Below are 25,805 nucleotides of genomic sequence, written 5' to 3' on the forward strand. Positions count from 1 at the left end.
GCGGTCGTGTTGCCGGGCGGTGGATGCGATCGCGTACTGTCGGCCACGATGCACAAGACCCTGATCGTAACCAACGACTTCCCGCCGCGTCCCGGCGGAATCCAGGCCTTCCTGCACAACATGGCACTCCGCCTGGACCCCGACCGGATCGTGGTCTACGCCTCCACGTGGAAGCGCAGCCGTGAAGGGATCGAGGCGACGGCCGCGTTCGACGCCGAACAGCCTTTCACGGTCGTACGGGATCGCACCACCATGCTGCTGCCGACTCCTCGGGTCACCGCCCGCGCCACCGCGCTCCTGCGCGAGCACGGCTGCGAGTCCGTGTGGTTCGGCGCGGCAGCGCCGCTCGGCCTGATGGCCCCCGCACTGCGCCGGGCCGGCGCGAAGCGGCTCGTCGCCACCACCCACGGGCACGAGGCGGGCTGGTCCCAGCTCCCCGCCGCCCGGCAGCTCCTGCGCCGCATCGGCGAGGGCACGGACACGATCACCTACCTCGGCGAGTACACCCGCTCCCGGATCGCGACGGCCCTCACCCCGGCCGCCGCCGGCCGCATGGTCCAGCTCCCGCCCGGCGTCGACGAGAAGACCTTCCACCCCGGCTCCGGCGGCGACGAGGTCCGCGCCCGCCTCGGGCTCAGCGACCGCCCCGTCGTCGTCTGCGTCTCCCGGCTCGTCCCGCGCAAGGGACAGGACACCCTGATCCGGGCCATGCCCCGGATCCTCCGCCAGGTCCCGGACGCCGTCCTCCTGATCGTCGGCGGCGGCCCGTACGAGAAGGACCTGCGCCGCCTCGCCGCCGAGACCGGCGTGGCCGGATCCGTGCGCTTCACCGGCGCCGTCCCCTGGGCCGAGCTCCCCGCCCACTACGGGGCCGGTGACGTCTTCGCCATGCCCTGCCGCACCCGGCGCGGCGGCCTCGACGTCGAGGGCCTCGGCATCGTCTACCTGGAGGCCTCCGCCACCGGCCTGCCCGTCGTCGCGGGCGACTCCGGCGGCGCCCCCGACGCCGTCCTCGACGGCGAGACCGGCTGGGTCGTCCGCGGCGAGTCCGCCGAGGACACCGCCGACCGCGTCACCACCCTCCTCCTCGACCCCGAGCTGCGCGCCCGCATGGGCGAGCGCGGCCGGGCCTGGGTCGAGGAGAAGTGGCGCTGGGACCTGCTCGCGGAGCGGCTGCGCGAGCTGCTCTGATCACGGCACACGAAGGGGCCCGAGGCGAGTGGATCGCCTCGGGCCCCTTCGTGTGCCGCTGCCGGCTCAGACCGTGTAGATCGCCTCGATCTCGTCGGCGAAGTCCTTCGCCACCACGTTCCGCTTCAGCTTCAGGGACGGGGTGATGTGGCCCGCCTCCTCGGTGAACTGCGCCGGGAGGATACGGAACTTGCGGACCGACTCCGCCTTGGAGACCGCCGCGTTGCCGTCGTCGATGGCCCGCTGGACCTCCGCGATCAGCTCCGCGTCGTCGCGGAGGGTGGCCGCCGTCGCCCCCTCGGGCTTGCCGTGCTCGCTCGCCCAGCGGCCGAGGAACTCCTCGTCGATCGTGACCAGCGCGCCCACGAACGGACGCCCGTCGCCGACCACCATGCACTCCGCGACCAGCGCGTGTGCCCGGATCCGGTCCTCGATGACCGCGGGGGCGACGTTCTTGCCGCCCGCCGTCACCAGGATCTCCTTCTTGCGGCCCGTGATCGCGAGGTAGCCGTCCTCGTCGAGCGTGCCGATGTCACCCGTGTGGAACCAGCCGTCGCGCAGCGCCTCGGCCGTCGCCGCCTCGTTGTTCCAGTACCGCGAGAAGATGTGCTCGCCGTGCAGCAGCACCTCGCCGTCGTCGGCGATCCGCACCACCGAGCCCGGCAGCGGCTGACCGACCGTGCCGATCTTCTGCCGGTCCCAGGGGTTGAAGGCGGTCGCCGCGCACGACTCCGTCAGGCCGTACCCCTCCAGGACCGTGAAGCCGATGCCCCGGAAGAAGTGGCCGAGCCGCTCGCCCAGCGGAGCACCGCCCGAGATCGCGTACTCGCCACGACCGCCGAGCACCGCCCGCAGCTTGCTGAAGACCAGCTTGTCGAAGAGCTTGTGCTTCAGCTTCAGGCCGAGGGACGGGCCCTGCGGGGTGCCGATCGCCCGGCTGTACGCGATGGCCGTGTGCGCGGCCTTGTCGAAGATCTTGCCCTTGCCGTCGGCCTGAGCCTTCGCCCGCGCCGAGTTGTAGACCTTCTCGAAGACGCGCGGCACGCCGAGGATCAGCGTCGGCCGGAACGAGGCCAGCTCGTCGGTGAGGTTCTTGATGTCCGGCACGCAGCCGAGGCGGATCGGCGCCATCACGGACGCGACCTCGACGAGCCGCCCGAAGACGTGCGCGGCCGGCAGGAACAGCAGCACCGAGCACTCGCCCGTGCGGAAGAGGGGCTTCAGCCGCTCCACGATGTTGCCGCACTCGGCGAAGAAGGCCCGGTGGGACAGGACGCAGCCCTTGGGGCGGCCGGTCGTGCCCGAGGTGTAGACGATCGTCGCCGGGTCGTCCGCGTTCGCCGCCGACATGCGCTCGTCGAGCAGCTCGTCGGAGACGTCCGCGCCCTCGGCGGTGAGCCGGGCGACGGCGTCGGTGTCGATCCGCCACACGCTCGCGAGCTCCGGCAGGTTCGCCCGGACGGAGGCCACCGACTCCTCGTGCGCCGCGCTCTCGACCACGACGGCCTTCGCGCCCGAGTCGCCGAGGATCCACTGGATCTGCTCCGGCGAGCTCGTCTCGTACACCGGCACGGTCACCGCGCCCGCGCTCCAGATCGCGAAGTCGAGGAGCACCCACTCGTAACGCGTACGGGAGAGCAGCGCGACCCGGTCGCCCGGCTCCACGCCGGAGGCGATCAGGCCCTTCGCGGCACCGCGGACCTCGGCGAGGAACTGCGTGGCGGTGACGTCGGTCCAGACACCGTCGATCTTGCGCCCCATCACGGCGACGTCTGGGTGCTGGGAGGCGTTGCGGCGGATGAGATCCGTCAGGTTGCCGTCCGTGGGGACCTCGTACAGGGCCGGAAGGCTGAACTCGCGCAAGACTGCTGCTCCTCATCGGGCGCCGGCGCCACGGCTCTGTGTGATGCACCGGTGAAGTCCATGATCGGGCAGGTGCTCAGTGGGGGTGAGCACGACTGGACTGCCCGGACGTTACCCACCAGTACATGGTTCCCGATAGGGGGTCCCGGCCAGATGTTCCGTGCGTCACACATGCGTGACGGTGCTCTGCGCACAGTAATCCACGGGTTTCACGACTCCCAAGTAACCGCAGGTGACACCCCCTAAGGTGGGCTCATGCGAGTCCATGTGGTCAGTGACGTGCACGGCAACGCCGGCGACCTCGCCAAGGCCGGAGAGGGCGCCGACGCCCTCATATGCCTGGGTGACCTGGTCCTCTTCCTCGACTACGCCGACCACAGCCGGGGAATCTTCCCCGACCTCTTCGGCGCCGAGAACGCCACCCGGCTCGTCGAGCTGCGCACCGCCCGCCGCTTCGACGAGGCCCGTGACCTGGGCCGCCGCCTCTGGGCCGGCCTCGACGTCGACCGCGACACCGCCATCGAGGCCGCCGTCCGCCGCCAGTACGCCGAACTCTTCGCCGCCTTCCCCACCCCCACCTACGCCACCTACGGGAACGTCGACATCCCCCGGCTCTGGCCCGAGTACGCCGCCTCCGGCACCACCGTCCTCGACGGGCAGCGGATCGAGCTCGGCGGCCTCACCTTCGGCTTCGTCGGCGGCGGCCTCCGCACCCCCATGCGCACCCCGTACGAGATCTCCGACGAGGAGTACGCGGCGAAGGTCGAGGCCCTCGGCGACGTCGACGTCCTCTGCTCCCACATCCCGCCGGACGTGCCGGAGCTGACCTACGACACCGTGGCCCGCCGCTTCGAGCGCGGCAGCCGGGCCCTGCTCGACGCCATCCACCGCGTCCGGCCCCGCTACGCCCTCTTCGGCCACGTCCACCAGCCGCTCGCCCGGCGGATGCGGATCGCCTCCACCGAGTGCGTGAACGTCGGCCACTTCGCCTCGGCCGGCAGGCCCTACGCCCTGGAGTGGTGACAGGCACGGAGTCACGGCGCGATAGCCTTCCGTCGGCACGTCTGTGCCCCTTGACTTCCGCCGGACCGCACAGTGGAGGAGCCACCGCGATGGCCGAACACACCAGCTCGAGCATCACCATCGAGGCGGCACCGGCCGACGTCATGGGTGTGATCGCCGACTTCGCCCGCTACCCCGAGTGGACCGGCGAGGTGAAGGAGGCCGAGGTCCTGGAGGCCGACGACGCCGGCCGCGCGGAGAAGGTCCGGCTGCTCCTCGACGCGGGCGCCATCAAGGACGACCACACCCTCGCGTACACCTGGACCGGGGACAACGAGGTCAGCTGGACCCTGGTCAAGTCCCAGATGCTCCGCTCCCTCGACGGCTCCTACCTGCTGAAGCCGCTCGGCGGCGACCGCACCGAGGTGACGTACCAGCTCACCGTCGACGTCAAGATCCCCATGCTCGGCATGATCAAGCGCAAGGCCGAGAAGGTCATCATCGACCGAGCCCTGGCGGGCCTGAAGCAGCGCGTGGAGTCGGGCGCGTAACGCTGCGCCCCGCCCGTTGTGGGCATGCGTTCCTCCCCCAGACTTCGTCCGGGAGGTGCCCCCAGGGCGGAACGGGTGGGCACAACGGAACGGCGCCCTTGCCGGCGCCAGAGGCTCATGCGCCTGGACCCGCGCCCCTGGTGCAGTGCACTGGTGGTGCGGGTTCAGGCGCGGAACGCGGAGGCGCCGCTGAAGGGCGCCGTCCCGTGCGCCCACCCGTCCCTCCCCCAAGGACTTCGTCCAGGGGGGACCCCCATGCGGGACGATTGCCCACACGGCGGTGGGCGCGGGCCCACAACGAGGGGCCCGGTAACGTTCGGGCGCATGCGGATCATCCTTGTCACCGGCCCCGGCGGCGCCGGACGCACCACCCTCGCCGCCGCCACCGCCCTCGCCGAGGCGCGGGCCGGCCGCCGGGTCCTGCTCGTCTCCGAGGACGCGGCGCCCTCGGGCGGCGACGAGAAGCTGCGCGTCCTGCGCCCGCAGCCCGGTCCCGACTTCCGGCGGGAGTTCCTCGCCCTCCAGGCCCGCTCCGCCGCCGCCCTCGACCTCCTCGGCGCCGCCCCCTTCGAGGACGCCGAGCTCACCGAGCTCCCCGGCAGCCGCCCGTTCGCCCTGCTGAGGGCGGTGCGCGACGCCGCCGAGGGCGACCACGACCTCGCCGTCGTCGATCTGCCCCCGCTCCCCGAGGCCCTCGCCCTCCTCGCGCTCCCCGCGCAGCTCCGCCGCTATCTGCGCCGCCTCCTGCCGCCGGAGCGCCAGGCCGCCCGCGCCCTGCGCCCGATGCTCGCCCAGCTCGCCGGCGTCCCCATGCCCGCGCAGTGGCTGTACGAGACCACCTCCCGCTGGGAGGCCGAGCTCGCCGCCGTCCAGGCCGTGGTCGAGGCCCCCGCCACCACCGTCCGTCTCGTCGTCGAACCCGGCCCCGACGCCGCCCGCGCCCTGCGCACCGCCCGGCTGGGCCTCGCCGTCCAGCGCCTCGCGCTCGACGCCGTGGTCGCCAACCGGATCCTCCCCGCCACCTCGGAGGACCCCTGGCTCGCCGGACTCGCCGCCGAACAGCACCGGCATCTCGCGGAGCTCCGTACCGCCACCGGCGGGCTGTACGAGCTCCCGCACCTCGGCCGTGCCCCGCGCGGAGCCGAGGACCTCGTCCTCCTCGCGCCCGCCCGGCCCGAAACGGCCCCGGCCCCCAGGGCGGAGTGGGCCGTCGAGGACCGGCGCGAGGAGGACGGGGTCCTCGTCTGGCACATCCCCCTGCCGGGGGCCGTCAAGGAGGAGCTCTCCCTCGTCCGCCGGGGCGACGAACTGCTCCTGACCGTCGGCGCGTTCCGCCGGGCCGTCCCGCTGCCGGGCGCCCTGCGCCGCTGCACCGTCACCGGCGCCGGACTCGTCGAGGGGGACCTCCGGGTGCGCTTCACCCCCGACCCCGGGCTCTGGCCCCGTACCCCCTGAAGCGGCGTGTACCGTCGAAGTACGCAGCCATTGAGGAGTACGCCATGAGCGATTCGGACGCCTGGGCCAAGGCCTGTGCCGAGGACCTGGAGGCGGAGAAGGCCCGCCGCCGGGCGCAGCGCGCGACCGAGCCCGGCTCGCCCGCGGAGGAGTTCCGCAAGCTCTTCGAGGCCGTGGCCGACAAGGTCTCCGGCGGCCTCGGGAACCCGCTCCTCGGCGGCCAGGCCGCGCAGACCGTGCAGCAGCTCGTCAACCAGGCGAAGGCCGTCGTCGAACCCGTCATCGAGCGCAACCCGCAGGTCTTCGACCACCTCGCGGCCGCCGGCAGCGAGCTGCTCGCCGCGTACCGCTCCGCCGTCGAGGGCCACGAGAGCCGCTGGACCCGCGGCGGCGCCGTCCCCGACGCGGACGACCCGCGCCGGGACGCGGACGCGTCGCACACGGACGACCACAAGGACGACCGCAAGGACGACGAAGGGCCGGGAACCGGCCAGCACATCGACCTCGACTGATCGGTGGGACACCCCCGCTCGGGTACGGTGGGCCTTAGCGGGGCTCGACCGAAAACTGAGGGACACATGGGACTCACCATCGGCGTCGACATCGGCGGCACGAAGATCGCGGCCGGCGTGGTCGACGAGGAGGGCAACATCCTCGACACCCACACCGTGCCCACCCCGCCGACCCCCGAGGGCATCGTCGACGCCATCTGCGCCGCGGTCTCCGAGGCCGGCAAGGGGTACCAGATCGAGGCCGTCGGCATCGGAGCCGCGGGCTACGTCGACGACAAGCGCGCCACCGTCCTCTTCGCGCCGAACATCGACTGGCGGCACGAGCCGCTCAAGGACAAGGTCGAGCAGCGGGTCGGCCTGCCCGTCGTCGTCGAGAACGACGCCAACGCGGCGGCCTGGGGCGAGTACCGCTTCGGCGCCGGCCAGGGGCACGAGGACGTCATCTGCATCACCCTCGGCACCGGCCTGGGCGGCGGCATCATCATCGGCAACAAGCTGCGCCGCGGACGCTTCGGCGTGGCCGCCGAGTTCGGCCACATCCGGGTCGTCCCGGACGGCCTGCTGTGCGGCTGCGGCAGCCAGGGCTGCTGGGAGCAGTACGCCTCCGGGCGCGCGCTCGTCCGGTACGCCAAGCAGCGCGCCAACGCCACCCCGGAGCGCGCGGAGATCCTCCTCGGCCTCGGCGACGGCACCCCGGAGGGCATCGAGGGCAAGCACGTCAGCCAGGCCGCCCGCGCGGGCGACCCGGTGGCCATCGACTCCTTCCGCGAGCTGGCCCGTTGGGCGGGCGCCGGTCTCGCCGACCTGGCCTCGCTCTTCGACCCCTCGGCGTTCATCGTCGGCGGCGGAGTCTCGGACGAGGGCGACCTCGTCCTCGACCCGATCCGCAAGTCCTTCCGGCGCTGGCTGATCGGCGGCCAGTGGCGCCCGCACGCGCAGGTCCTCGCGGCCCAGCTCGGGAACAAGGCCGGCCTGGTCGGCGCCGCGGACCTCGCCCGCCAGGGCTGAGACCTCACGGCATACGACGACCGCCCGCCGCGTCCTCTCGGACACGGCGGGCGGTCGTCGTATGTTGGCCGTCATGGCGATCAGTGAGCTGCCCAACTCCCGCACCGAGAGCGACGGTTCGGCCGTCCTCCGGGTCCTGAGCTACAACGTCCGCTCGATGCGCGACGACGAGGACGCCCTCGCCCGGGTGATCCGCGCCTGCGCCCCGGACCTCGTCTTCGTCCAGGAGGCCCCGCGCTTCTTCCGCTGGCGCAAACACGCCGCCCGGCTCGCGGCCAAGAGCGAACTCGTCGTCCTGAGCGGCGGCGCGACCGCGGCCGGACCGCTGCTGCTCTGCTCCCTGCGGGCCACCGTGGAGCGGACCGAGGACGTCCTGCTGCCGCTCACCCCGGGTCTGCACCGGCGCGGCCTCGCGACCGCCGTCGTCCGCTTCGCCGGGGCCCGGGTCGGTCTGGTCAGCTGCCATCTGAGCCTGAAGAAGGACGAGCGGTACGCCCAGGCCGGGATGGTCCTCGACCGGGTCGCCGCGCTCGGCACCCCGCACGCCCTCGTCGCAGGCGACCTGAACGAACGGCCCGGAGGGCCCGCCTTCACCCGTCTCACGGAGGAGCTCCAGGACGGCTGGGCGGTCAGCCCCTGGGGCGGCGAACACACCTCGACCCCCGCGGACCCGCACCAGCGCATCGACGCGATCCTGGCGACCCCGGGCGTCGAGTTCCTCGGCTGCGGAGTCCCCGCGGACCTCGACCCGAAGGACCTCCGAGCCGCCACCGACCATCTCCCGGTCCTGGCGGCGGTCCGGATCCCGGCGGGGTCCTGACGGCCCGCACGGCCCGCGACCGGACCCGGTGCGCCTGTCGGCGGACGGAGTCCGGCGCAGCCGTGCGAAACCCGGGAGGCGCTCCGGTGCCGAGCGGCGCGAGGGGGGCGCCGGGAGGCTAGACGACCGCCCCGCGCCCCGGGTCGTCGAAGCCGTCGTCATCGTCGTCGTCGTGCTTCATGCGGGCCACCAGGGTCGCGAAGCCGCCCAGGAAGCCGCCGACGCAGAGCGTCGTCAGCCACCAGGTCATGTCCCACTGGAGCAGGACGGCGACCAGCATCAGGACCGGGCCGCCGACGACCGCGAGCCAGGCGAACTTGGTGGTCGCGTCCGCCTCGGGCAGCGGGGGCGGCTCCGGCGGGACGAAGTGGCCCTCGTCGGCGCCGCCCGGCCCGTCGTCCGGCTCGGCCGGCGAGTAGTCCCGGGGGCCACCGGTCCGCACCCCGGGCGCGAACACGATCGAGCTGCCGAGCGCGGGCCGCTCGGGACCCGGCTCCGGGTCCCCGTCGGCCTCGTCCGGCTCGGCACCCTCGGCGGCCTCCGGCGCGGTCTCCGGCGCGGTCTCCGCGGGCTTCGGCCGCGGTTTCCAGGCCGTGCCCTTGACGGGCCGGATCTCCGGGGCGTCACCGTCCTCGTCCTGTTCCTCGGGCTCCGGCAGCGACAGGTTCTCGACGGGCCGGAACGGCTTCGCCCCCGGAGGGTCCGCGGGCTCCTCGCCGTACCCGGCGACGATCGCGGCCCAGGCCGCCTCCTCGTCGATGGGCTGCGGCTCCCGCCCGTCGCCGTCCTGCTGCTCAGCCACCGCTCCTGCTCCCCTTCCCGTCGACCAGATCCGGGGCCAGACGTTCGACGAAGGCCAGGCTCTCGTCGAAGATCCGCTCCGCGTCATGGTCCAACGTCGCCACGTGGTAGCTCTGTTCCAGCAGGATCTCCTGGACGTCCGTCGAGGAGATGCGGGAGAGGATCCGGGCCGAGTCGACGGGCGGCACGACGTGGTCCTGGGGGCTGTGGAGCAGTACCACCGGCTGGGTGACCTGGGGGAGCTCCGCGTCGACCGCCCGGAAGAACTGGCGCAGCGAGTGCGCGGCGTGCAGCGGCACCCGGTCGTAGCCGACCTCGGCCACGCCCTCCTTGGCGATGTCGCTGGCGATGCCCTTCGTGGAGGGGACCAGGTGCCGGGCGACGGGCAGCGCGTACGCGGCGAGGCCGTGCACCTTGTTGCCCGGGTTGACGAGGACGATGCCCCGCACCGCGTCACCGTGCTGGGCGGCCAGCCGCAGCGTGAGGGCCCCGCCCATGGAGAGGCCGAAGACGAAGACGGTCCGGCACCGCTCCAGGAGCTCGCGCAGGGCGCGGTCCACCTCCGCGTACCAGTCGTGCCAGGTGGTGAGCTGCATGTCCTGCCACCGCGTGCCGTGGCCGGGCAGCAGCGGCACCGAGACCGACAGACCGCACTCGGCCAGGTACTCGGCCCACGGGCGCATCGACTGCGGGGAACCGGTGAATCCGTGACAGAGAAGGACGCCGACCTCTCCGCCGTCATGGCGGTACGGCTCGGCTCCGGGAAGGACCGGCACCGGGGTCTCCTGTTCGGTTGCGACTCCGGCGTCTTCGGGTGCGCCGGAGCGACGGAAAATGGGGAAGGACCTTCACGGTACGCGACCGGACCGACACCGACCAGGGCCGTAGCGGGGGCCGTGCGTCGGTACGGGATAAAGTCGTGGCGACGGCACACGGAAGGCATGGCGAGTTGATCTACGGCGCAATGAAGTTCTCCCTCGGAGGGTCCCTGAAGCTTGCCTTCCGGCCCTGGGTGGAGGGTCTGGAGAACATCCCCGCCGAGGGACCCGCGATCCTCGCGAGCAACCACCTGTCCTTCTCGGACTCCTTCTTCCTGCCCGCCGTCCTGGACCGCAAGGTCACCTTCATCGCCAAGGCCGAGTACTTCACCACCCCCGGTGTGAAGGGCAAGCTCACCGCCGCCTTCTTCAAGGGCGTCGGCCAGCTCCCGGTGGACCGTTCGGGTGCCCGCGGCGCGGGCGAGGCGGCCATCAAGGCGGGCATCGAGGTCATCGAGGGAGGCGGGCTCTTCGGGATCTACCCCGAGGGCACCCGTTCGCCCGACGGCCGCCTCTACCGGGGCAAGCCCGGCGGTCTGGCGCGCGTGGCCCTGGCCACCGGCGCGCCCGTGATCCCGGTCGCCATGATCGACACCGAGAAGATCCAGCCGCCCGGCAAGGTCGTCCCCAAGCTGATGCGCCCGGGGATCCGGATCGGCAAGCCGCTGGACTTCACCCGCTACCAGGGCATGGAGGGGGACCGCTTCATCCTCCGCTCGGTGACCGACGAGGTCATGTACGAGATCATGAAGCTGTCCGGCCAGGAGTACGTCGACATCTACGCGACCGCCGCCAAGCGGCAGATCGCGGATGCGGAGAAGGCCGCCAAGGAGGCCGTCAAGGCCGAGATCGCCGCTCGGGAAGAGTCTGGCGCGTAGGTCCCCGCGAGGGGTTTCCGGGGGGTGGGGGAGATGGCCAAGCGCGAGCGTGTCGTGCGCATGTCGGTCGAGCAGCCGCTGTGGCGGGCGCTGACCGGCTACCGCGTCCTGACCATGGTGTACGCGGTCCTGCTGTTCGCGTTCGGCCGGGAGGACTACGAGCGGCCCTGGATCGCCGTCGTCTATCTGGCGGTGCTGTGCTGCTGGACCCTCGCCACCCTCCCCAAGGTGGCGAACGCGGCCGGCTGCACCAAGCGCTTCCTCGGCGCCGACATCACCGTCGCCCTCGTCGGCATCCTCCTCACCCCGCTCGCCGACGCCCAGGCCCAGTCGGTCGACGGCCCCACCCTGCCCTCGATATGGACCGCGGGCTCCGTCCTCGCGTTCGCCATCAAGGGCGGCTGGCGCTGGGCCGGCGTCGCCTCCTCGCTGGTCGCCGTCGCCAACATCGTCGAGCGCGGGCACCCCAGCCGGGACACCCTCCACAACGTGCTCCTCGTCTGGGTCGCCTCCATCGCCATCGGCTACGTCGTCGAGGTCGCCCGCGCCTCCGAGCGGACCCTCGCCCGCGCCCTGGAGATCGAGGCCGCGACCCGGGAGCGGGAGCGGCTCGCCCGGGACATCCACGACAGCGTCCTCCAGGTCCTCGCGATGGTGCAGCGGCGCGGCGCGGCGCTCGGCGGCGAGGCCGCCGAGATCGGCCGGATGGCGGGGGAGCAGGAGGTGGCCCTGCGCACCCTCGTCGCGGGCGGGCTCACCCGGCCCAGCCTGGTCTCCGAGGACGAGTCCGAGGGCGCCTTCGTCCGGGTCGTCGAGGTGGACGACGAAGCCGACGAGGACACCCCCGTCGACCTCCGTCTCCTGCTCGCCCCGCGCGCCGGGGCCCGGGTCACCCTCTCCGAGCCGGGCGCCCCGGTCCTGCTGCCGCCGCCCGCCGCCCGTGAGCTGGCCACCGCCGTCGGCGCAGCCCTGGACAACGTCCGGGTGCACGCCGGGGAGGACGCGCACGCGTGGGTCCTGATCGAGGACTGGCCGGACGAGGTGATCGTCACCGTCCGGGACGACGGCCCCGGCATCCCGGAGGGCCGCCTCGCGGAGGCCTGGGGAGAGGGCCGGATGGGCGTCGCCCTGTCCATCCGGGGGAGACTGCGGGATCTGGGCGGCTCGGCCGAGCTGGTCTCGGTCCCGGGTCAGGGCACGGAAGTCGAGTTGAAGGTTCCACGGGGGAAGGCAGGGGAGAAGTGAGCGAGCAGCGGATCAAGGTGATGGTCGTCGACGACCATCCGATGTGGCGGGACGCGGTCGCCCGTGACCTCGACGAGGCGGGCTTCGACGTGGTCGCCACCGCCGGCGACGGCGAGCAGGCCGTGCGCCGCGCCGTCGCGGCCGGGCCGGACGTCCTCGTCCTGGACCTGAACCTGCCGGTCAAGCCGGGCGTCCAGGTCTGCAAGGAGCTCGTCGGCGGCCGCCCCGAGCTGCGGGTCCTCGTCCTCTCGGCGAGCGGCGAGCACGCCGACGTCCTGGAGGCGGTCAAGTCGGGCGCGACCGGCTACCTCCTCAAGTCGGCCAGTACGGACGAGCTGATCGACGCGGTGCGCCGGACGGCCGTAGGCGACCCCGTCTTCACGCCGGGCCTGGCCGGCCTGGTCCTCGGCGAGTACCGCCGGCTGGCCTCCGAGCCCGCCCCGGCGGCCGGCGCCGACGAGCCGAAGGCCCCGCAGCTGACCGAGCGCGAGACCGAGGTCCTGCGGCTCGTCGCCAAGGGGCTCAGCTACAAGCAGATCGCCGAGCGCCTGGTCATCTCGCACCGCACGGTCCAGAACCACGTCCAGAACACCCTGGGCAAGCTCCAGCTGCACAACCGGGTGGAGCTCGTCCGCTACGCCATCGAGCGCGGCCTCGACGACGCCTGAGGCGGCCGGGCGCCACGAGGGGCCGTATATTCCGGCATGTACGGCCCATCGTGACGTTGAGGGGAAACACGTGGAAATCCTGGCATTCGGCGTGCAGGCGGACGAGAAGCCCCTCATCGAGAAGGCCTTCGCGGGGCACCACGACGTCCGCTGCCTGCGCGTCAACCTCGACGAGGACACCGCCCCCATCGCCGCCGGGTACGAGATCGTCTCCAGCAGCGTCAACGCCGACCTCGACCACCGGGTCCTGCAGACCCTCGCCGCCGGCGGGACGCAGATGATCGCCCAGCGCTCCACGGGCTTCAACAACATCGACCTCGACGTCGCCGAGCGCCTCGGCATCACCGTCGCCCGCGTCTCGTACTACTCGCCGTACTCCGTCGCCGAGTTCGCCTGGACCCTGGCCATGGCCGTCAACCGCCGGATCGTCCGCGCCTCCATCCGGACCCGCGACTTCGACTTCCGGCTCGACGGACTGATGGGCCGTGACCTGCGGGGCCGTACGGTCGGCGTCCTCGGCACCGGCAAGATCGGCGAGGCCTTCACCCGGATCGCCCACGGCTTCGGCATGAACCTCCTCGGCTGGGACGTCGCCGAGAACCCCGCCTGCCTGGACCTGGGCATGACCTACGTCGAGAAGGAGCGGCTCTTCGCCGAGGCCGACCTCATCAGCCTCCACGTGCCGCTGCTCCCCGCCACCCAGCACCTCATCGACGCCGCCGCCCTCAAGGCCATGAAGGACGACGCCATCCTGGTGAACTCCAGCCGCGGCGGGCTCATCGACACCGAGGCCCTCGTCGCCGAACTCCGGGCCGGCCGCTTCGCCGGGGTCGGCCTGGACGTCTACGAGGCGGAGGCCGGACTCTTCTTCCTCGACAAGTCCCTGGAGGTCGTCGAGGACGACACCCTGGCCCGCCTGATCACCTTCCCGAACGTGCTGGTCACCTCCCACCAGGCGTACTACACGACCGACGCGGTCGGCCAGATCATCGACACCACCGTCCAGAACGTCCTCGACTACACCGCCGGGCGGCGCGGCGAGAACGTCCTGGTGCCGAGGACCGCCTAGGAGCCCCTAGACCAGCACCCCCGCGAGCAGGGAGGCGGTGAGCGCGGCCCCGTCCATCGTGAGCACCGACTCCGGGTGGAACTGCACCCCGGCGAAGCCCGGTCCGCGCAGGGCGTGGACCTCGCCGGTCTCCGCGTCCCGGCTCACCTCGATGCGGTGCAGCGCCAGCTCCGTCGCCGTCCGGTCGTCGCAGCGGGCGGTGAAGCTGTTGTAGAAGCCGACCGTCTGCCGCTGCCCGAAGAGGTCGATCCGCAGCTGCGCCCCCTGGAACGGGGTCCGCTTGCGGACGATGTCCAGGCCCAGTTCGGCCGCGATGAGCTCGTGCCCGAGGCAGACACCCAGGAGGCCGTGGCGGTGGTCCCGTACGAGCTCCGCCGTCAGCCCGCGCAGGAAGCGCATCTTCGGGTCGGCGGCGTCCGAGGGGTTCCCCGGGCCGGGCCCCAGGACGACCGGCCCCTCGTGCGCGAGCGCCAGCTCCCGCAGCCCCGGCTCGTCGTACCGCAGCACCGACACCTCCAGGCCCGAGGAGCGCAGGACGTGCGCCAGCATCGCCGTGAAGGTGTCCTCGGCGTCGACCACGAGCGCGTGCCCCGACAGCTCCGCCGACCGCACCTGCATCTTCAGCCAGAACGGCGCGAGGTCCGCACGGCGGGCGTCGAGCGCGGCCCGCACCCGGGGGTCGTCGGCGAGCCGCGCCGGCACCGCGCCCTCGTCGCGCGGCCGCCCCTCCCGTACGCCCAGGGCGGCCAGCACCCCCGCCGCCTTCGCGTGGGTCTCGGCGACCTCGCCCGCCGGGTCCGAGTGCCGCACCAGCGTCGCCCCGACCGGCACCCGGAGCCGTCCGTCGGACGCGATGTCGGCGGTACGGATCAGGATGGGCGAGTCCAGCGTCTGCGCCCCGCTCCCGTCCGTCCCGAGCAGCGCCAGCGCCCCCGCGTAGTAGCCGCGCCCGCCGGTCTCGTGACGCTCGATCACCCGGCAGGCGTTCTGCACCGGCGACCCTGTCACGGTCGCCGCGAACATCGTCTCCCGCAGCACCTCCCGCACGTCCAGCGAGGACCGGCCGCGCAACTCGTACTCCGTGTGCGCGAGATGGGCCATCTCCTTGAGCCGCGGTCCGACCACCACCCCGCCCATGTCGCCCACCGTGCACATCATCTTCAGCTCCTCGTCCACCACCATGGAGAGCTCCTCGGTCTCCTTGCGGTCGGCGAGGAAGGCGAGCAGGTCCTCGGCGGTCGGGGCGACCCCGGCCGGGTAGCGGTACGTGCCGCTGATCGGGTTCATCACGACCGTCCCTCCCGACATCCGGACGTGCACCTCGGGGCTCGCCCCGACGAGCGTCCGGTCCCCGGTGTGCACGACGAACGTCCAGTACGCGCCCCGCTCGCCCGCGAGAAGCCGCCGGAACAGGGCGAGCGCGTCGGCGCGCCCGAAGCCCGGGATCTCGCCGGTGTAGGTGCGCCGGATCACGAAGTTGGCGCCCTCGCCGGAGCCGATCTCCTCGTCGATGACCCGCCGCACGGTCTCCGCGTACGCCTCGTCGGAGACGTCGAACCCACCGCCCTCCACCCGTACCTCATGGGCGGGCAGCGCGGCGAGGGCCTCGTCGAGCGGCAGCTCGTACGCCTCGTCGGCGACGAGCACCGAGAGCGGGGTGCCGTCGTCCCGCACGTCGAAGCCGCGCTCACGGATCTGCCGGAACGGCACGAGGGCGAGCGTCGGCAGGGGGCCCACGGGCAGCTCCGCGAGGCGCTCGGCCTCGTGGACCCGGCCGATCAGCACCTCGACGGTGTCGTGGTCACGGCCGGGGGTGCGCCGGCGCAGCAGGGCGAACGGCGGGCAGGAGTCGTCGAGGAGACGGGAGAGGTCCATGGGCGTGTCGTTCCTTCCGGGTGGAGTACGGAGAGGAGGAACGGCCCCGGGTACGAGAAAAGGCCGCCCCTCGGGCGGCCTTCGCGAGTCAGTCGGTGTACGCGCGATCAGTGGGCCGCCGGATGAGCGGTCCACCACCAGTTCTGGATCTGCGACGCGTACAACATGTGAGCACTGTAACGCAGCCGGGCACGGGAACGGGGCCCGGTCCGCACCGTGGACGGTGCGAGCCGGGCCCCGGGGCCGGTCGATCCCTCGATCAGAAGATCAGGTTGTACGTCTGCCAGCCCGGGCCGACCTGCACGCGCGCGGCGTACGGGGCGGTGGCGCTGCCCGTGCCCTTGTACAGCCACAGCGCGCCGGCGCCGTCACGGGCGACGAAGTCGACCCTGCCGTCACCGGTGAGGTCGCTCGGGCCGGTGATGCTGTTGTAGATCTGCCAGCCGGTACCCACCTTGACGCGGGCGGCGTACGGGGCGGTGGCGCTGCCGGTGCCCTTGTACAGCCACAGCGCGCCGGTGGCGTCGCGGCCGATCAGGTCCGGCTTGCCGTCCGAGGTCAGGTCGCCGGTGCTGACGATGTCGTTGTAGATCTGCCAGCCGGTGCCGATCTTCACCCGGGGGGCGAACGGCGTGGCCGGGGTGCCGGTGCCCTTGTACAGCCACAGGGCACCCGACTTCTCGCGGGCGATCACGTCCGGCCGGGAGTCCCCGGTGAGGTCGCGGACGCCGATGATCCGGTCGTAGATCTGCCAGCCGCCGCCGGTCTTCAGACGCGGCTTGAACGGCGCGGACGGGTTGCCGCTGCCCTGGTAGTACCAGAGGGCACCGGAGGCGTCCCGGGCGACGGCGTCACCGGTGCCGTCGGCGCGGAGGGCCGTCAGCGGGGTGATGGCGTTGTAGATCCCCCAGCCGCCCCCGACCCGGTACCGCGCCAGGAACGGCTCGGTGGAGCTGCCGCTGCCCTGGTACTGCCAGAGGACACCGGAGGCGTCGCGGGTGAGGAGGTTGTAGCGGTTGGTCGAGGCGACGGCGGGCTTGGTGTCGACCTCCTTGACGTCGCTCGCCTTCACCCACGCCATGCGGTGGTTGTAGCGGATCGGGATGAAGATGTTGGTCGTGCCGACGACCCGGGTGCCGTCGGTGTTGTACGCGCTGTAGTAGTAGTCGCCCGGCACGGCGTCGCCGGCCTTCGTGTACAGCTGCCCGGCCGGGAGGCTGTACTTCGTCAGCGACGCGCTGTTGCTGGCCTGGACCGGGACGCCGGTGCCCGTGTAGGCGGCGTCCTCGGGGTAGGCGCGGCCGTAGACCGGGATCGAGTCGGCGCCGTCCTTGGCGGTGATCGCCTTCTTCACGCCCACGGGGGCCGTGTACTGGCCGCCGGGGTTGTAGAACCAGGCCTTCTTGCCGCCGTACCAGATGGCGGTCCAGTCGGTCCGGACGTCGGCGACGACATGGGTGCTGCCGGCCGTGACCTTGTTCGTCCAGTTGGCGCCCTCCTGCCAGTTCGCCGAGACGTACGGGTCGGTCAGCGCCTTGCTCTGGTCGGCCACCGGCTCCGAGTACAGGTAGCCGAAGTTGACCGGCAGCGCCACGGTGGTCTTGGTGACGTACTGGTCGCCGACCTTCTCCGTGTACTTCATCTGCTGCTGGTTGGCCGAGGTGAACGGCGGGACGATCCGGACGAGCTGCCCGGCCTGCAGGAGGCCGCCCGCGCCGCCGGCACCGGTGGGGGCGCCCACCAGCGTCATGAAGTGGTTCCAGTCCCAGAACGGGCCCGGGTCCCAGTGGTCCTGGATCTTGCTGTCCAGGATGCTCGGCACGTCGTCGTGGCCGATGATGTGCTCGCGGTCCAGCGGGAGGGAGAACTTCGCGGCCAGGTACTTCACGAGGGCGGCGGAGGACTCGTACTCCGGCTCGGTGTACCAGCCGGCGTCACCCTTGATGGCGTAGCCCTCGTGCTCGATGCCGATCGAGTGCATGTTGAGGGTCTTGTTGCCGGCGTGGTACGCCTCGTTCTTGGTCTCCACCATCTGCGTCACGCGGCCGTCGGCGCGGACGATGTAGTGGGCGCTCGCGTAGCTCAGGGGGTTCTGGAAGACCGCCACCGCGCCGTCGTGCGAACCCTCGATGTCGTGGATGACGATCTGGCGGACGTCGAAGCCGTTCGCGGGACGGCTCGCGATGTTGTAGTTGCCGTCGTTCTGCGAGTAGGCGGCCGGGATGAACGTGCAGACGGGAGCCGTCGGGCCGGTCGGGCACTCGACCGCGGGGTCCTCGTTCGTCGCCGCGAGGCTCGCCGCCAGCGGGACGTTCGAGGGCTTGACCGGTTCCACCGACGGGTCCGCCGGCAGGACGACCTGCTCGCCGTCCGCGGTGACCTCCTGCTCACCCGTCCTGATGGACTCGAAGACGCGCTTGGCGAAGAGGTCGGCGCTCTTCCGGTCCGGGGACTGGCTGTAGCGCGCGACGGCCGGGTACCAGACGCCCGGGTCGTCGGAGAGCTCCGCACCGGCCTGCTTCTGGTACTCGGCGAGCAGGGCGGCGCCGGCCCGGATCGAGGCCTCGCTGTCCTTCTGGACCGCGTCGGTCGAGCCGTCGATCAGGTCGGCGGCCTTGTCCAGGGTGTGCAGCGTGGGGCTGGAGGTGTCGACCTTCTTCTCGGGGAGAGAGGCCAGCGCCTTCTTCTTGTCGAACTTCTTCTCGATGCGGGGGTCGCCGCTCCGGTTCATCAGATCGAGCAGCTGCTCGTCCGTGTCCTGCTCGACGTCCTCCGGGTCGACCTTGGTCAGCCCCATGACGTTGTACGCGCCCGTGGTGCTCGGCTGCCCGTCGTGCGACTCCCACCGCGTCTGGCGGTACGACACCGCCATCAGCACACTCTGCGGTACATCGAACTCGCGCGCCGCGTTTGCGAACTGGGTCTGGAGGGAAGGGTCACCACCAGGCTTGCCGTCGCCGGCCGCGCCCAGGAGGCCCGGTGAGGCGACCGCGAGGGTGCCGATGGTGGCGGTGGCGGCGACAGCAGCCGCCGCTCCGTACAAGAGTCGTTTCTTCTTGCGGTCCCTGCGGTGCCTCTGGGTCACGCCCACCCCTGTGAATTCGGCTTTGCTCTTGTTAAACGGGCCAGAGGGTAACACCACTCGATGGAGTGAAGATCCCCCGGGGACATTTCGGGCACGTGTCTCAGCCACTGGGCAGAGGGACAGGACTGGACGAAGAACCCCGTAATGTTGTGCGTGTGACCGTGAACGCTGATTCCCACGCCGTCGCCAAGGCGACCTGGCGAGACCTGCCCGCGGCGCAGCAGCCCGAGTACCCCGATGCCGAGGCTCTGCGCGATGTGATCGCGGACCTCGAGTCGTATCCTCCGCTCGTCTTCGCCGGCGAGTGCGACCAGCTGCGCGCCCGGATGGGAGCCGTCGCCCGTGGCGAGGCGTTCCTGCTCCAGGGCGGCGACTGCGCCGAGGCCTTCGACGCCGTGTCCGCCGACCACATCAGGGCCAAGCTCAAGACGCTGCTCCAGATGAGTGCCGTCCTCACCTACGCGGCCTCGGTGCCCGTCGTGAAGGTCGGCCGTATCGCCGGCCAGTACTCGAAGCCCCGCTCCAAGGGGACCGAGACCCGCGACGGCGTGACCCTGCCGACCTACCGCGGCGACTCCGTCAACGGCTTCGACTTCAACGAGAAGGCCCGCATCCCGGACCCCGAGCGGCTGAAGCGGATGTACAACGCCTCCGCCTCCACGCTCAACCTGGTCCGCGCCTTCACCACCGGTGGCTACGCCGACCTGCGCCAGGTGCACGCCTGGAACCAGGACTTCGTGAAGTCGTCCCCCTCGGGCCAGCGCTACGAGGCGCTCGCCCGCGAGATCGACAACGCCCTGAACTTCATGAAGGCCTGCGGCACCGACCCGGCCGAGTTCAAGGCCGTCGAGTTCTACGCCTCCCACGAGGCGCTGCTGCTCGACTACGAGGGCGCCCTGACCCGTACGGACTCGCGCACCGGCAAGCTGTACGACACCTCCGGCCACATGGTCTGGATCGGTGAGCGGACCCGCCAGCTCGACCACGCCCACATCGAGTTCGCCTCGCAGATCGCGAACCCGATCGGCATCAAGCTGGGCCCGACCACCTCGGTGGACGAGGCGCTCACCTACATCGACCGTCTCGACCCGGACCGCGAGCCGGGCCGGCTGACCTTCATCGTCCGCATGGGCGCCGACAAGGTCCGCGACAAGCTCCCCGAGCTGGTCGAGAAGGTCACCGCCTCCGGTGCGGTCGTCGCCTGGGTCACCGACCCGATGCACGGCAACACCTTCGAGGCCGCCTCCGGGCACAAGACCCGCCGCTTCGACGACGTGCTCGACGAGGTCAAGGGCTTCTTCGAGGTCCACAAGTCCCTCGGCACCCACCCGGGCGGCATCCACGTCGAGCTCACCGGTGACGACGTCACCGAGTGCGTGGGCGGCGGCGACGAGATCTTCGTCGACGACCTGCACCAGCGCTACGAGACGGCCTGCGACCCGCGGCTCAACCGCAGCCAGTCGCTCGACCTGGCGTTCCTGGTGGCGGAGATGTACCGCGATCAGTAAGTAGGTTCCTACGGAGATGGGGCACGGATCGCTGTGATCCGTGCCCCATCGTCGTATCCGGGGCTTTTGGGGCTCCGGGGCGCCGGGTAAGGTTAGGTTAGCCTTATGGATCCCGGCGGGAGGTGAAACCGCGTGTACGTCTGCTCATGCTTCGGTGTCACGGAGAAGCAGGTCAAGGAGCACGCGGACGCGGGTGCCTGCACGCCCCGCCAGATAGCCTCCGCCTGCAAGGCCGGCACGGACTGCGGTTCCTGCGTCCGTCGCATTCAGGCCATTCTCGGGCGCGGCAACTGCCCGCGACGCGAGCTCCTGGACCAGGGCATGCCCGCCCTGACGACGGAGACGGTCGCGGAGCTCGGGGAAGCGGCCTAGAGCCCTGGGGCCTGTCTTAGCTGGGCTGCTCGATGAGCGTCGAGATGTACAGCGCCTCGCCCAGGGACTCGATCAGCTCCAGCTGCGTGTCCAGGTAGTCGATGTGGTGCTCCTCGTCGGCCAGGATCTCCTCGAAGAGGTTGGCGGACGTGATGTCCCCCTTGGCGCGCATGACCTCGATCCCGCGCTTGAGCCGGTCGATCGCCTCCACCTCGACCTGGCGGTCCGCCTGGAACATCTCGGTGAGCGTCTGGCCGACCCGCACATGGAAGAGCCGCTGGTAGTTGGGCAGGCCGTCGAGCATCAGGATGCGCTCGGTCAGCTTGTCCGCGTGCTTCATCTCGTCGATGGACTCTTCGCGGGTGTACTTGGCGAGCTTCGTCCACCCCTTGTTGTCCTGGATGCGGTAATGCAGCCAGTACTGGTTGATGGCCGTCAGCTCGCCGGTCAGCTGCTCGTTGAGGAACTCGAGGACCTCGGGGTCGCCCTGCATCGCAGAGGCTCCTTCCACGCTACGTGTCTACGCCGTCACTGGGCGGGATGGCCGCATCCTCGCACCCCGAATGGGGGGCGTCCAGTAAGTGCAGGCTTAGTCGGAGTTGCCCGAATCGGCTCTCCCGGATGGTCGCCTGGTCATGACCACCCCTCGCCGTCTGTCACCATGGATGACATGGGTCAGCCGGAGAGCGGAGTACACCGGGAAGCGGGTCAGCCGGATCGTTCGCCGGACCTTCCGCCGGATCTGCCGCCGGGGCAGCGGCTGCAGCGCGGCTGGCCGGTCACCCACTACGGGCCCGTCCCCAAGTTCAAGCCGGACCGCTGGGAGTTCCGGGTCTTCGGCGCGACGGCCGACGGTGACAAGCGGTGCTGGAACCACGAGGAGTTCTCGGCCCTTCCGTTCTCCACGGTCCTGGCCGATCTGCACTGCGTCACGAAATTCAGCATGCTCGGGGCCGAATGGGGTGGTGTCCCCGCCCGCACGGTCCTGGAGCTCGCTCCGCCCGCGCCCCATGTGACCCATGTGATGGTCTGGGCCGAGTACGGCTACAGCGCCAACATGCGGCTCGCCGACTTCGCCTCGGACCGTACGATCTTCGCCACCCACAAGGACGGGGAGCTGCTCACCGCCGAGCACGGTTTCCCGCTGCGGCTCGTCGTCCCGCATCTGTACGCCTGGAAGGGGCCCAAGTGGGTCCGGGGCGTGGAGTACATGGCGGCCGACCGCCGGGGCTTCTGGGAGGAGCGCGGCTACCACAACCTCGGTGACCCGTGGACGGAGCAGCGCTACTCGTACCAGGAGGAACCGGGAGACGGCCCGGAGCTGTAGCCGCTCCGGACCGTGGACCCCGTGTGGCGGCTCAGTGGTGGTACTGGTGGACCACCGCGTGGCCCTTGCCCCGGCCGATCATCCACTTGTTGACCGGCGTGGTGATCACGAACGCGGCGGCCAGGGCGATGGCGAGCACGATCCAGAAGAGCGGCTCGTCCAGGTGCGCGTCCATGGCGCCGGGCCAGAGGGCGATGACGCCGTTGTCGATGAGCTCCATGACGGCGATGGAGAGGGTGTCGGCGGCGAGGGCGACCTTGAAGGCCGTCCTGAAGTCGACGCCGGCGGACAGGATGCCGCGCAGGGTGAGCGCGTAGCCGAAGAAGAAGGCCAGGATGATCGCGAGGATCATCGTCGACAGGTTGCCCCAGCCGAGCGCGGTGCCGATGATCATGCCGAGGATCTCGCCGATGGCGCAGCCGGTGAGGCAGTGCAGCGTGGCCTTGGCGGCCATGGACCAGGAGACCGTCCCCGGGGCGTGGTGGTGGCCCGCGTGAGCGCTGTGGTCGGTGTGGGCGCCGTGGTCCGCGTGACTGCCGTGCTCCGCGTGGCCCTCGTGTCCTGCGTGACCCTCGTGACCTGTGTGGTCGTGGTGTGCGTGCGCTTCGTGCTGCATGGGGTGCCCCCAAACTCGGGTAGCGGTTCCTGCCGTCAACAAGAACCGTATACCCCCCTGGGGTATTCCTCAACAGGAAATGATCACCCTCGGCGCTCGCGGAGCTTCTTCAGCAGCTCGACGTCGGCGACGTGGCCCTCCTTGCCGCCCGGGGTCTCGATGATCAGCGGCACGTTCTCGGTGGCGGGGTGCCGCAGGAGGTTCCGGAACGCCTCCTCGCCGATGTGACCCGCGCCGATGTTCGCGTGCCGGTCCTTGTGGGCGCCCACGACGTCCTTCGAGTCATTGGCGTGGATCAGCTTCAGCCGGCCCTCGCCGACCGTCTCCACCAGCAGGTCCAGCGTCTGCGCCGCCCCGTGCGGGCCCGCCAGGTCGTGGCCCGCCGCGAAGATGTGGCAGGTGTCGAGGCAGACGCCCAGCTTGGGATGGCGGTCGAGCGCGTCGAAGTACGGGCCGAAGTCCCAGGTCCGGGAGCAGAGCGAGAAGCCCTGGCCGGCCGTCGACTCCAGGAGCAGGTACGGATCGTCCTCGTGCGTCAGCTCGTCCAGGAGCGGCAGCATCCGCTCCCGGACCTGCGCGAGGGCCACCTCGCGCGGGCGGCCGCCGGTCGCCGAGCCGGTGTGCACCACCACGCCCTTCGCGCCGATCTCCCGGCCCCGGCGCAGCGAGTGCCGCAGCGACTCCACCGACTTCTCCACCGTGGCCTCGGTGTGGGAGCCGAAGTTGATCAGATACGGGGCGTGCACCCACGCCGAGATCGACTCGGCCTCGCACTCGGCCCGGAACCGCTCGTCCTGGGCCGGGTTGCCGGCCGGGGTCGCCCAGCCGCGCGGGTTGGCGACGAAGACCTGCACGGTCTCGGCACCGAGCTCGCGGGCGTAACCGAGGCCGACCGTGGCGAGGCCACCGGCCACGGGGACATGACCGCCGACGGGGTTGCGCATGAGCTCTAGAGTCCCTTGATCGTGATGGTGATGGTGGAGCCCTCGGGTGCGGTCTCGCCGCCCTTCACGGACTGGCTCGCGACCGTGTCGCCGAGGTAGGGGAAGGACTTCTTGACCTCCACCTCGAAGCCCGCGTCCTCCAGGGCCGCGCGCGCGTCCGCCGTCGACTCCCCGGACACGTCGGGCACCTCGACCAGCTTCGGTCCCTTGGAGACGGTGAGCGTGATGACGTCGCCCTCGGCGGCCCGGCTGCCCCCGGCGAGGGACTGGGCCGCGACGGTGCCGGCCTCCTCCAGGGAGTTGATCCGCTCAGGGGCGACCTTGACGGTGAGCCCCTCCTCCTGGAGGAGGGCCGTGGCGTCGGCGACGGTCTCGCCGCTGACGTCGGGCACGTCGATCGGCGAGCCCTTGCTGACCACCAGGGCGACGGCCGAGTCGGGGCTGCGCTCGGTTCCGGGCTCGGGGTCGGAGCCGATCACGGAGCCCTGCGCGACGGAGTCGCTGAACTCGCGGGTGATCACCCCGGGGGAGAGGCCCTCCTCCTCCAGGGCGCGCCTGGCCTCCGCGAGCGGCTTGTTCCTGAGGTTGGGCACCTTCACGATCTCCGGGCCCCGGGAGAGGGTCAGGACGACCGTGCCGTTGCCTCGGAGGCGCTCGCCGGGGGCGGGGTCGACGGCCATGACCGTGCCGCGCTCGTACACGTCGCTGAAGGCGCGCTTCGTGGTGCCGACGTCGAGCCCGGCGTCGGTGATTCGTTTCGTCGCGTCGGCCTCGGTCTGGCCGAGGACGGCGGGGACGCGGGTGAACTGGCCGGAGTTGATGTACCAGACGCCGGCGCCCAGGCCGAGGGCGAGGAGGACGGCGACGACGATCAGGAGGGGGCCGCGCGGGGGCCGCCTGCGGGCGGCCGCGGGGGGTGCCTCCGGGGCGGGCAGCCGGTTGGTGTGCTCGGTCGCCGCCGGTACGGGGCGGGCGATCACGCTCGTCCGGTCCTCGGCGGTGTTCCGGGCCTCGGACCGCGCCAGCGGGGGCACCGCGTCCAGCTGCTCGTCGCCGAGCCCGGCGCGGGCCTCCCGGAGCAGGGCGAGGAGGGCGACGGCGTCGTGCGGGCGGACCTCGGGGTTGCGGGCCGTGGCCGCCGCGACCAGGTCGTCCAGCTCGGGGGCGAGCCCGGGGACGGCGGCGGAGGGGGCGGGCACGTCGGTGTTCAGGTGCTGGTAGAGGACCTGGGCGGGGGTGTCGCCGGAGTGCGGCTTGCCGCCCGTCAGCATCTCGTAGAGGACGACACCGCAGGCGTACACGTCGGCGCGGGTGTCGGCGGTGCCGTGCTCGATCTGCTCCGGCGCGAGGTACGAGACCGTGCCGAGGACCGAGCCGGTGGTGGCCGTCGCCGAGCCCACGGCCCGCACGAGACCGAAGTCGGCGACCTTCACCCGGCCGTCGTCCCCTATCAGGACGTTCTCCGGCTTCATGTCCCGGTGCACGAACCCGGCCCGGTGCGCGGCGCCGAGCGCGGCGAGCACCGGCTCCAGGATGTCCAGCGCGGCACGGGGCGAGAGGGCGCCGCGCTCGCGCAGGACGTCGCGGAGGGTGCAGCCGGCGACGTACTCCATCGCCAGATAGACGTACGCACCCTCGGCACCCTGGTCGAAGACGCCGACGACGTTCGGGTGCGCGAGCCGCGCGACGGACTTCGCCTCGCGGATGAACCGCTCGACGAAGGCGGCGTCGGTGGCGAGGGCGGGGTGCATCACCTTGAGCGCGAGGACGCGGTCGAGGCGGGTGTCCACGGCCCGGTAGACCGTGGCCATCCCGCCGACGGCGATGCGCGCGTCGACGCGGTAGCGGCCGTCGAGCAGCCGCCCGACGAGGGGGTCCTGAAGGGTCGTGTCCACGGCCACGAGTCTACGAGGGCGGGGCGGGGGGCTTGCGCGGGCGGCGACGACTGCAGCGCACCTGTGACGCGCCTCGCGCTTGGCGCGTGCCCGCGCCCGTTGTGGGCAGTCGTTCCGCAGGGCGGAACGGGTGGGCACAACGGACGGCGCCCCTTGCCGGGCCCAGGCTCCCGCGCCTGGACCCGCACCCTTGGTGCAGTGCGCCGGCGGTGCGGGTCCAGGCACAGGGGAGCGAGGCGCCGCTGAGGGCGCCGTCCCGTGCGCCCACCCGTCCCGCCCAGCGGGACGATTGCCCACAACGG

The 25,805-nt window shown here is 71.8% G+C and carries 24 protein-coding genes; 14 read left to right on the forward strand and 10 right to left on the reverse strand.

The annotated features are described in order from the left end of the window. The first annotated feature begins 48 nt into the window (after positions 1–48). The gene (locus tag IE237_RS13935; RefSeq protein ID WP_189802218.1) at positions 49–1,191 is read left to right on the forward strand and encodes a glycosyltransferase family 4 protein; all 1,143 of its coding nucleotides are present in this window, start codon (positions 49–51) and stop codon (positions 1,189–1,191) included. Between the two features lie 66 nt (positions 1,192–1,257). Here the strand turns inward: IE237_RS13935 and IE237_RS13940 are convergent, their stop codons facing one another. Further along, a complete protein-coding gene (locus IE237_RS13940; RefSeq protein ID WP_189802219.1) occupies positions 1,258–3,054 on the reverse strand; it encodes an AMP-dependent synthetase/ligase in 1,797 nt (598 codons plus the stop codon). A gap of 255 nt (positions 3,055–3,309) precedes the next feature. Here IE237_RS13940 and IE237_RS13945 point away from each other — a divergent pair, with 255 nt between their 5' ends. The 6 genes from IE237_RS13945 to IE237_RS13970 all read left to right on the forward strand — a co-directional run bounded on the left by IE237_RS13945 (position 3,310) and on the right by IE237_RS13970 (position 8,402). Further along, positions 3,310–4,077, forward strand: coding sequence for a metallophosphoesterase family protein (locus IE237_RS13945; protein WP_189802220.1), 768 nt, complete (start codon positions 3,310–3,312; stop codon positions 4,075–4,077). 89 nt (positions 4,078–4,166) lie between these two features. Beyond that, complete coding sequence (locus IE237_RS13950) at positions 4,167–4,607, forward strand: SRPBCC family protein (RefSeq protein WP_189802221.1); 441 nt, start codon at positions 4,167–4,169, stop codon at positions 4,605–4,607. 324 nt (positions 4,608–4,931) lie between these two features. After that, entirely contained in the window at positions 4,932–6,062 is a 1,131-nt protein-coding gene (locus tag IE237_RS13955; protein ID WP_189802222.1) for an ArsA family ATPase, read from the forward strand. Positions 6,063–6,106: 44 nt separating this feature from the next. Beyond that, positions 6,107–6,574, forward strand: a complete 468-nt coding sequence (locus IE237_RS13960; protein WP_189802223.1) for a DUF5304 domain-containing protein — start codon at positions 6,107–6,109, stop codon at positions 6,572–6,574. Between the two features lie 66 nt (positions 6,575–6,640). Continuing rightward, on the forward strand, positions 6,641–7,582 hold the full coding sequence (locus tag IE237_RS13965; RefSeq protein ID WP_189802224.1) for an ROK family glucokinase: 942 nt from the start codon (positions 6,641–6,643) through the stop codon (positions 7,580–7,582). A 73-nt stretch (positions 7,583–7,655) separates the two neighbouring features. Further along, a complete protein-coding gene (locus tag IE237_RS13970; protein ID WP_189802225.1) occupies positions 7,656–8,402 on the forward strand; it encodes an endonuclease/exonuclease/phosphatase family protein in 747 nt (248 codons plus the stop codon). 118 nt (positions 8,403–8,520) lie between these two features. Here the strand turns inward: IE237_RS13970 and IE237_RS13975 are convergent, their stop codons facing one another. Further along, entirely contained in the window at positions 8,521–9,204 is a 684-nt protein-coding gene (locus tag IE237_RS13975; RefSeq protein ID WP_189802226.1) for a hypothetical protein, read from the reverse strand. Next, complete coding sequence (locus IE237_RS13980; protein ID WP_189802227.1) at positions 9,197–9,979, reverse strand: alpha/beta hydrolase; 783 nt, start codon at positions 9,977–9,979, stop codon at positions 9,197–9,199. The genes IE237_RS13975 and IE237_RS13980 overlap by 8 nt, the downstream gene beginning before the upstream one ends. 188 nt (positions 9,980–10,167) lie before the next feature. Between IE237_RS13980 and IE237_RS13985 the strand changes: the two genes are divergently transcribed. The 4 genes from IE237_RS13985 (at position 10,168) to IE237_RS14000 (ending at position 13,881) form a co-directional block, all read left to right on the forward strand. Then, on the forward strand, positions 10,168–10,899 hold the full coding sequence (locus IE237_RS13985; protein ID WP_370468176.1) for a lysophospholipid acyltransferase family protein: 732 nt from the start codon (positions 10,168–10,170) through the stop codon (positions 10,897–10,899). Positions 10,900–10,932: 33 nt separating this feature from the next. Next, entirely contained in the window at positions 10,933–12,144 is a 1,212-nt protein-coding gene (gene macS / locus IE237_RS13990; protein ID WP_189802229.1) for a MacS family sensor histidine kinase, read from the forward strand. Further along, the gene (locus IE237_RS13995) at positions 12,141–12,812 is read left to right on the forward strand and encodes a response regulator (protein WP_229842663.1); all 672 of its coding nucleotides are present in this window, start codon (positions 12,141–12,143) and stop codon (positions 12,810–12,812) included. The genes macS and IE237_RS13995 overlap by 4 nt, the downstream gene beginning before the upstream one ends. Before the next feature lie 70 nt (positions 12,813–12,882). Then, a complete protein-coding gene (locus IE237_RS14000; protein WP_189802230.1) occupies positions 12,883–13,881 on the forward strand; it encodes a 2-hydroxyacid dehydrogenase in 999 nt (332 codons plus the stop codon). A gap of 6 nt (positions 13,882–13,887) precedes the next feature. Here IE237_RS14000 and IE237_RS14005 read toward each other — a convergent pair whose 3' ends face one another. The 3 genes from IE237_RS14005 to IE237_RS14015 all read right to left on the reverse strand — a co-directional run bounded on the left by IE237_RS14005 (position 13,888) and on the right by IE237_RS14015 (position 18,841). Then, positions 13,888–15,756 carry an anthranilate synthase family protein gene (locus IE237_RS14005; protein WP_189802231.1) on the reverse strand — a complete coding sequence of 623 codons (1,869 nt, stop codon included), beginning with the start codon at positions 15,754–15,756 and terminating at the stop codon, positions 13,888–13,890. Positions 15,757–15,863: 107 nt separating this feature from the next. Next, positions 15,864–15,923, reverse strand: coding sequence for a trp operon leader peptide (locus tag IE237_RS41610; protein ID WP_361695931.1), 60 nt, complete (start codon positions 15,921–15,923; stop codon positions 15,864–15,866). 92 nt (positions 15,924–16,015) lie between these two features. After that, on the reverse strand, positions 16,016–18,841 hold the full coding sequence (locus IE237_RS14015) for an N-acetylmuramoyl-L-alanine amidase (protein ID WP_189802233.1): 2,826 nt from the start codon (positions 18,839–18,841) through the stop codon (positions 16,016–16,018). 155 nt (positions 18,842–18,996) lie between these two features. Between IE237_RS14015 and IE237_RS14020 the strand changes: the two genes are divergently transcribed. Continuing rightward, positions 18,997–20,349, forward strand: a complete 1,353-nt coding sequence (locus IE237_RS14020) for a class II 3-deoxy-7-phosphoheptulonate synthase (RefSeq protein ID WP_370468177.1) — start codon at positions 18,997–18,999, stop codon at positions 20,347–20,349. Positions 20,350–20,481: 132 nt separating this feature from the next. Then, on the forward strand, positions 20,482–20,721 hold the full coding sequence (locus IE237_RS14025) for a (2Fe-2S)-binding protein (RefSeq protein ID WP_189802234.1): 240 nt from the start codon (positions 20,482–20,484) through the stop codon (positions 20,719–20,721). Between the two features lie 16 nt (positions 20,722–20,737). Here the strand turns inward: IE237_RS14025 and bfr are convergent, their stop codons facing one another. Beyond that, entirely contained in the window at positions 20,738–21,214 is a 477-nt protein-coding gene (gene bfr, locus IE237_RS14030; protein WP_030314454.1) for a bacterioferritin, read from the reverse strand. Between the two features lie 177 nt (positions 21,215–21,391). On the opposite strand from bfr, the gene IE237_RS14035 reads away from it, so the two are divergent. Further along, a complete protein-coding gene (locus tag IE237_RS14035) occupies positions 21,392–22,048 on the forward strand; it encodes a sulfite oxidase-like oxidoreductase (RefSeq protein ID WP_189802235.1) in 657 nt (218 codons plus the stop codon). 31 nt (positions 22,049–22,079) lie between these two features. Here the strand turns inward: IE237_RS14035 and IE237_RS14040 are convergent, their stop codons facing one another. From IE237_RS14040 to pknB, 3 genes are all read right to left on the reverse strand, one after another. Beyond that, positions 22,080–22,664 (reverse strand): DUF4396 domain-containing protein, encoded by a 585-nt coding sequence (locus tag IE237_RS14040; RefSeq protein ID WP_189802236.1) that lies wholly within the window; start codon positions 22,662–22,664, stop codon positions 22,080–22,082. 83 nt (positions 22,665–22,747) lie between these two features. After that, positions 22,748–23,608 carry a deoxyribonuclease IV gene (locus tag IE237_RS14045; protein ID WP_189802237.1) on the reverse strand — a complete coding sequence of 287 codons (861 nt, stop codon included), beginning with the start codon at positions 23,606–23,608 and terminating at the stop codon, positions 22,748–22,750. A gap of 5 nt (positions 23,609–23,613) precedes the next feature. Next, positions 23,614–25,503, reverse strand: coding sequence for a Stk1 family PASTA domain-containing Ser/Thr kinase (gene pknB, locus IE237_RS14050; protein ID WP_189802238.1), 1,890 nt, complete (start codon positions 25,501–25,503; stop codon positions 23,614–23,616). Positions 25,504–25,805: the final 302 nt, after the last annotated feature.

The organism is Streptomyces tanashiensis (assembly GCF_014648895.1).
In the GTDB taxonomy this organism is placed as follows: domain Bacteria; phylum Actinomycetota; class Actinomycetes; order Streptomycetales; family Streptomycetaceae; genus Streptomyces; species Streptomyces tanashiensis.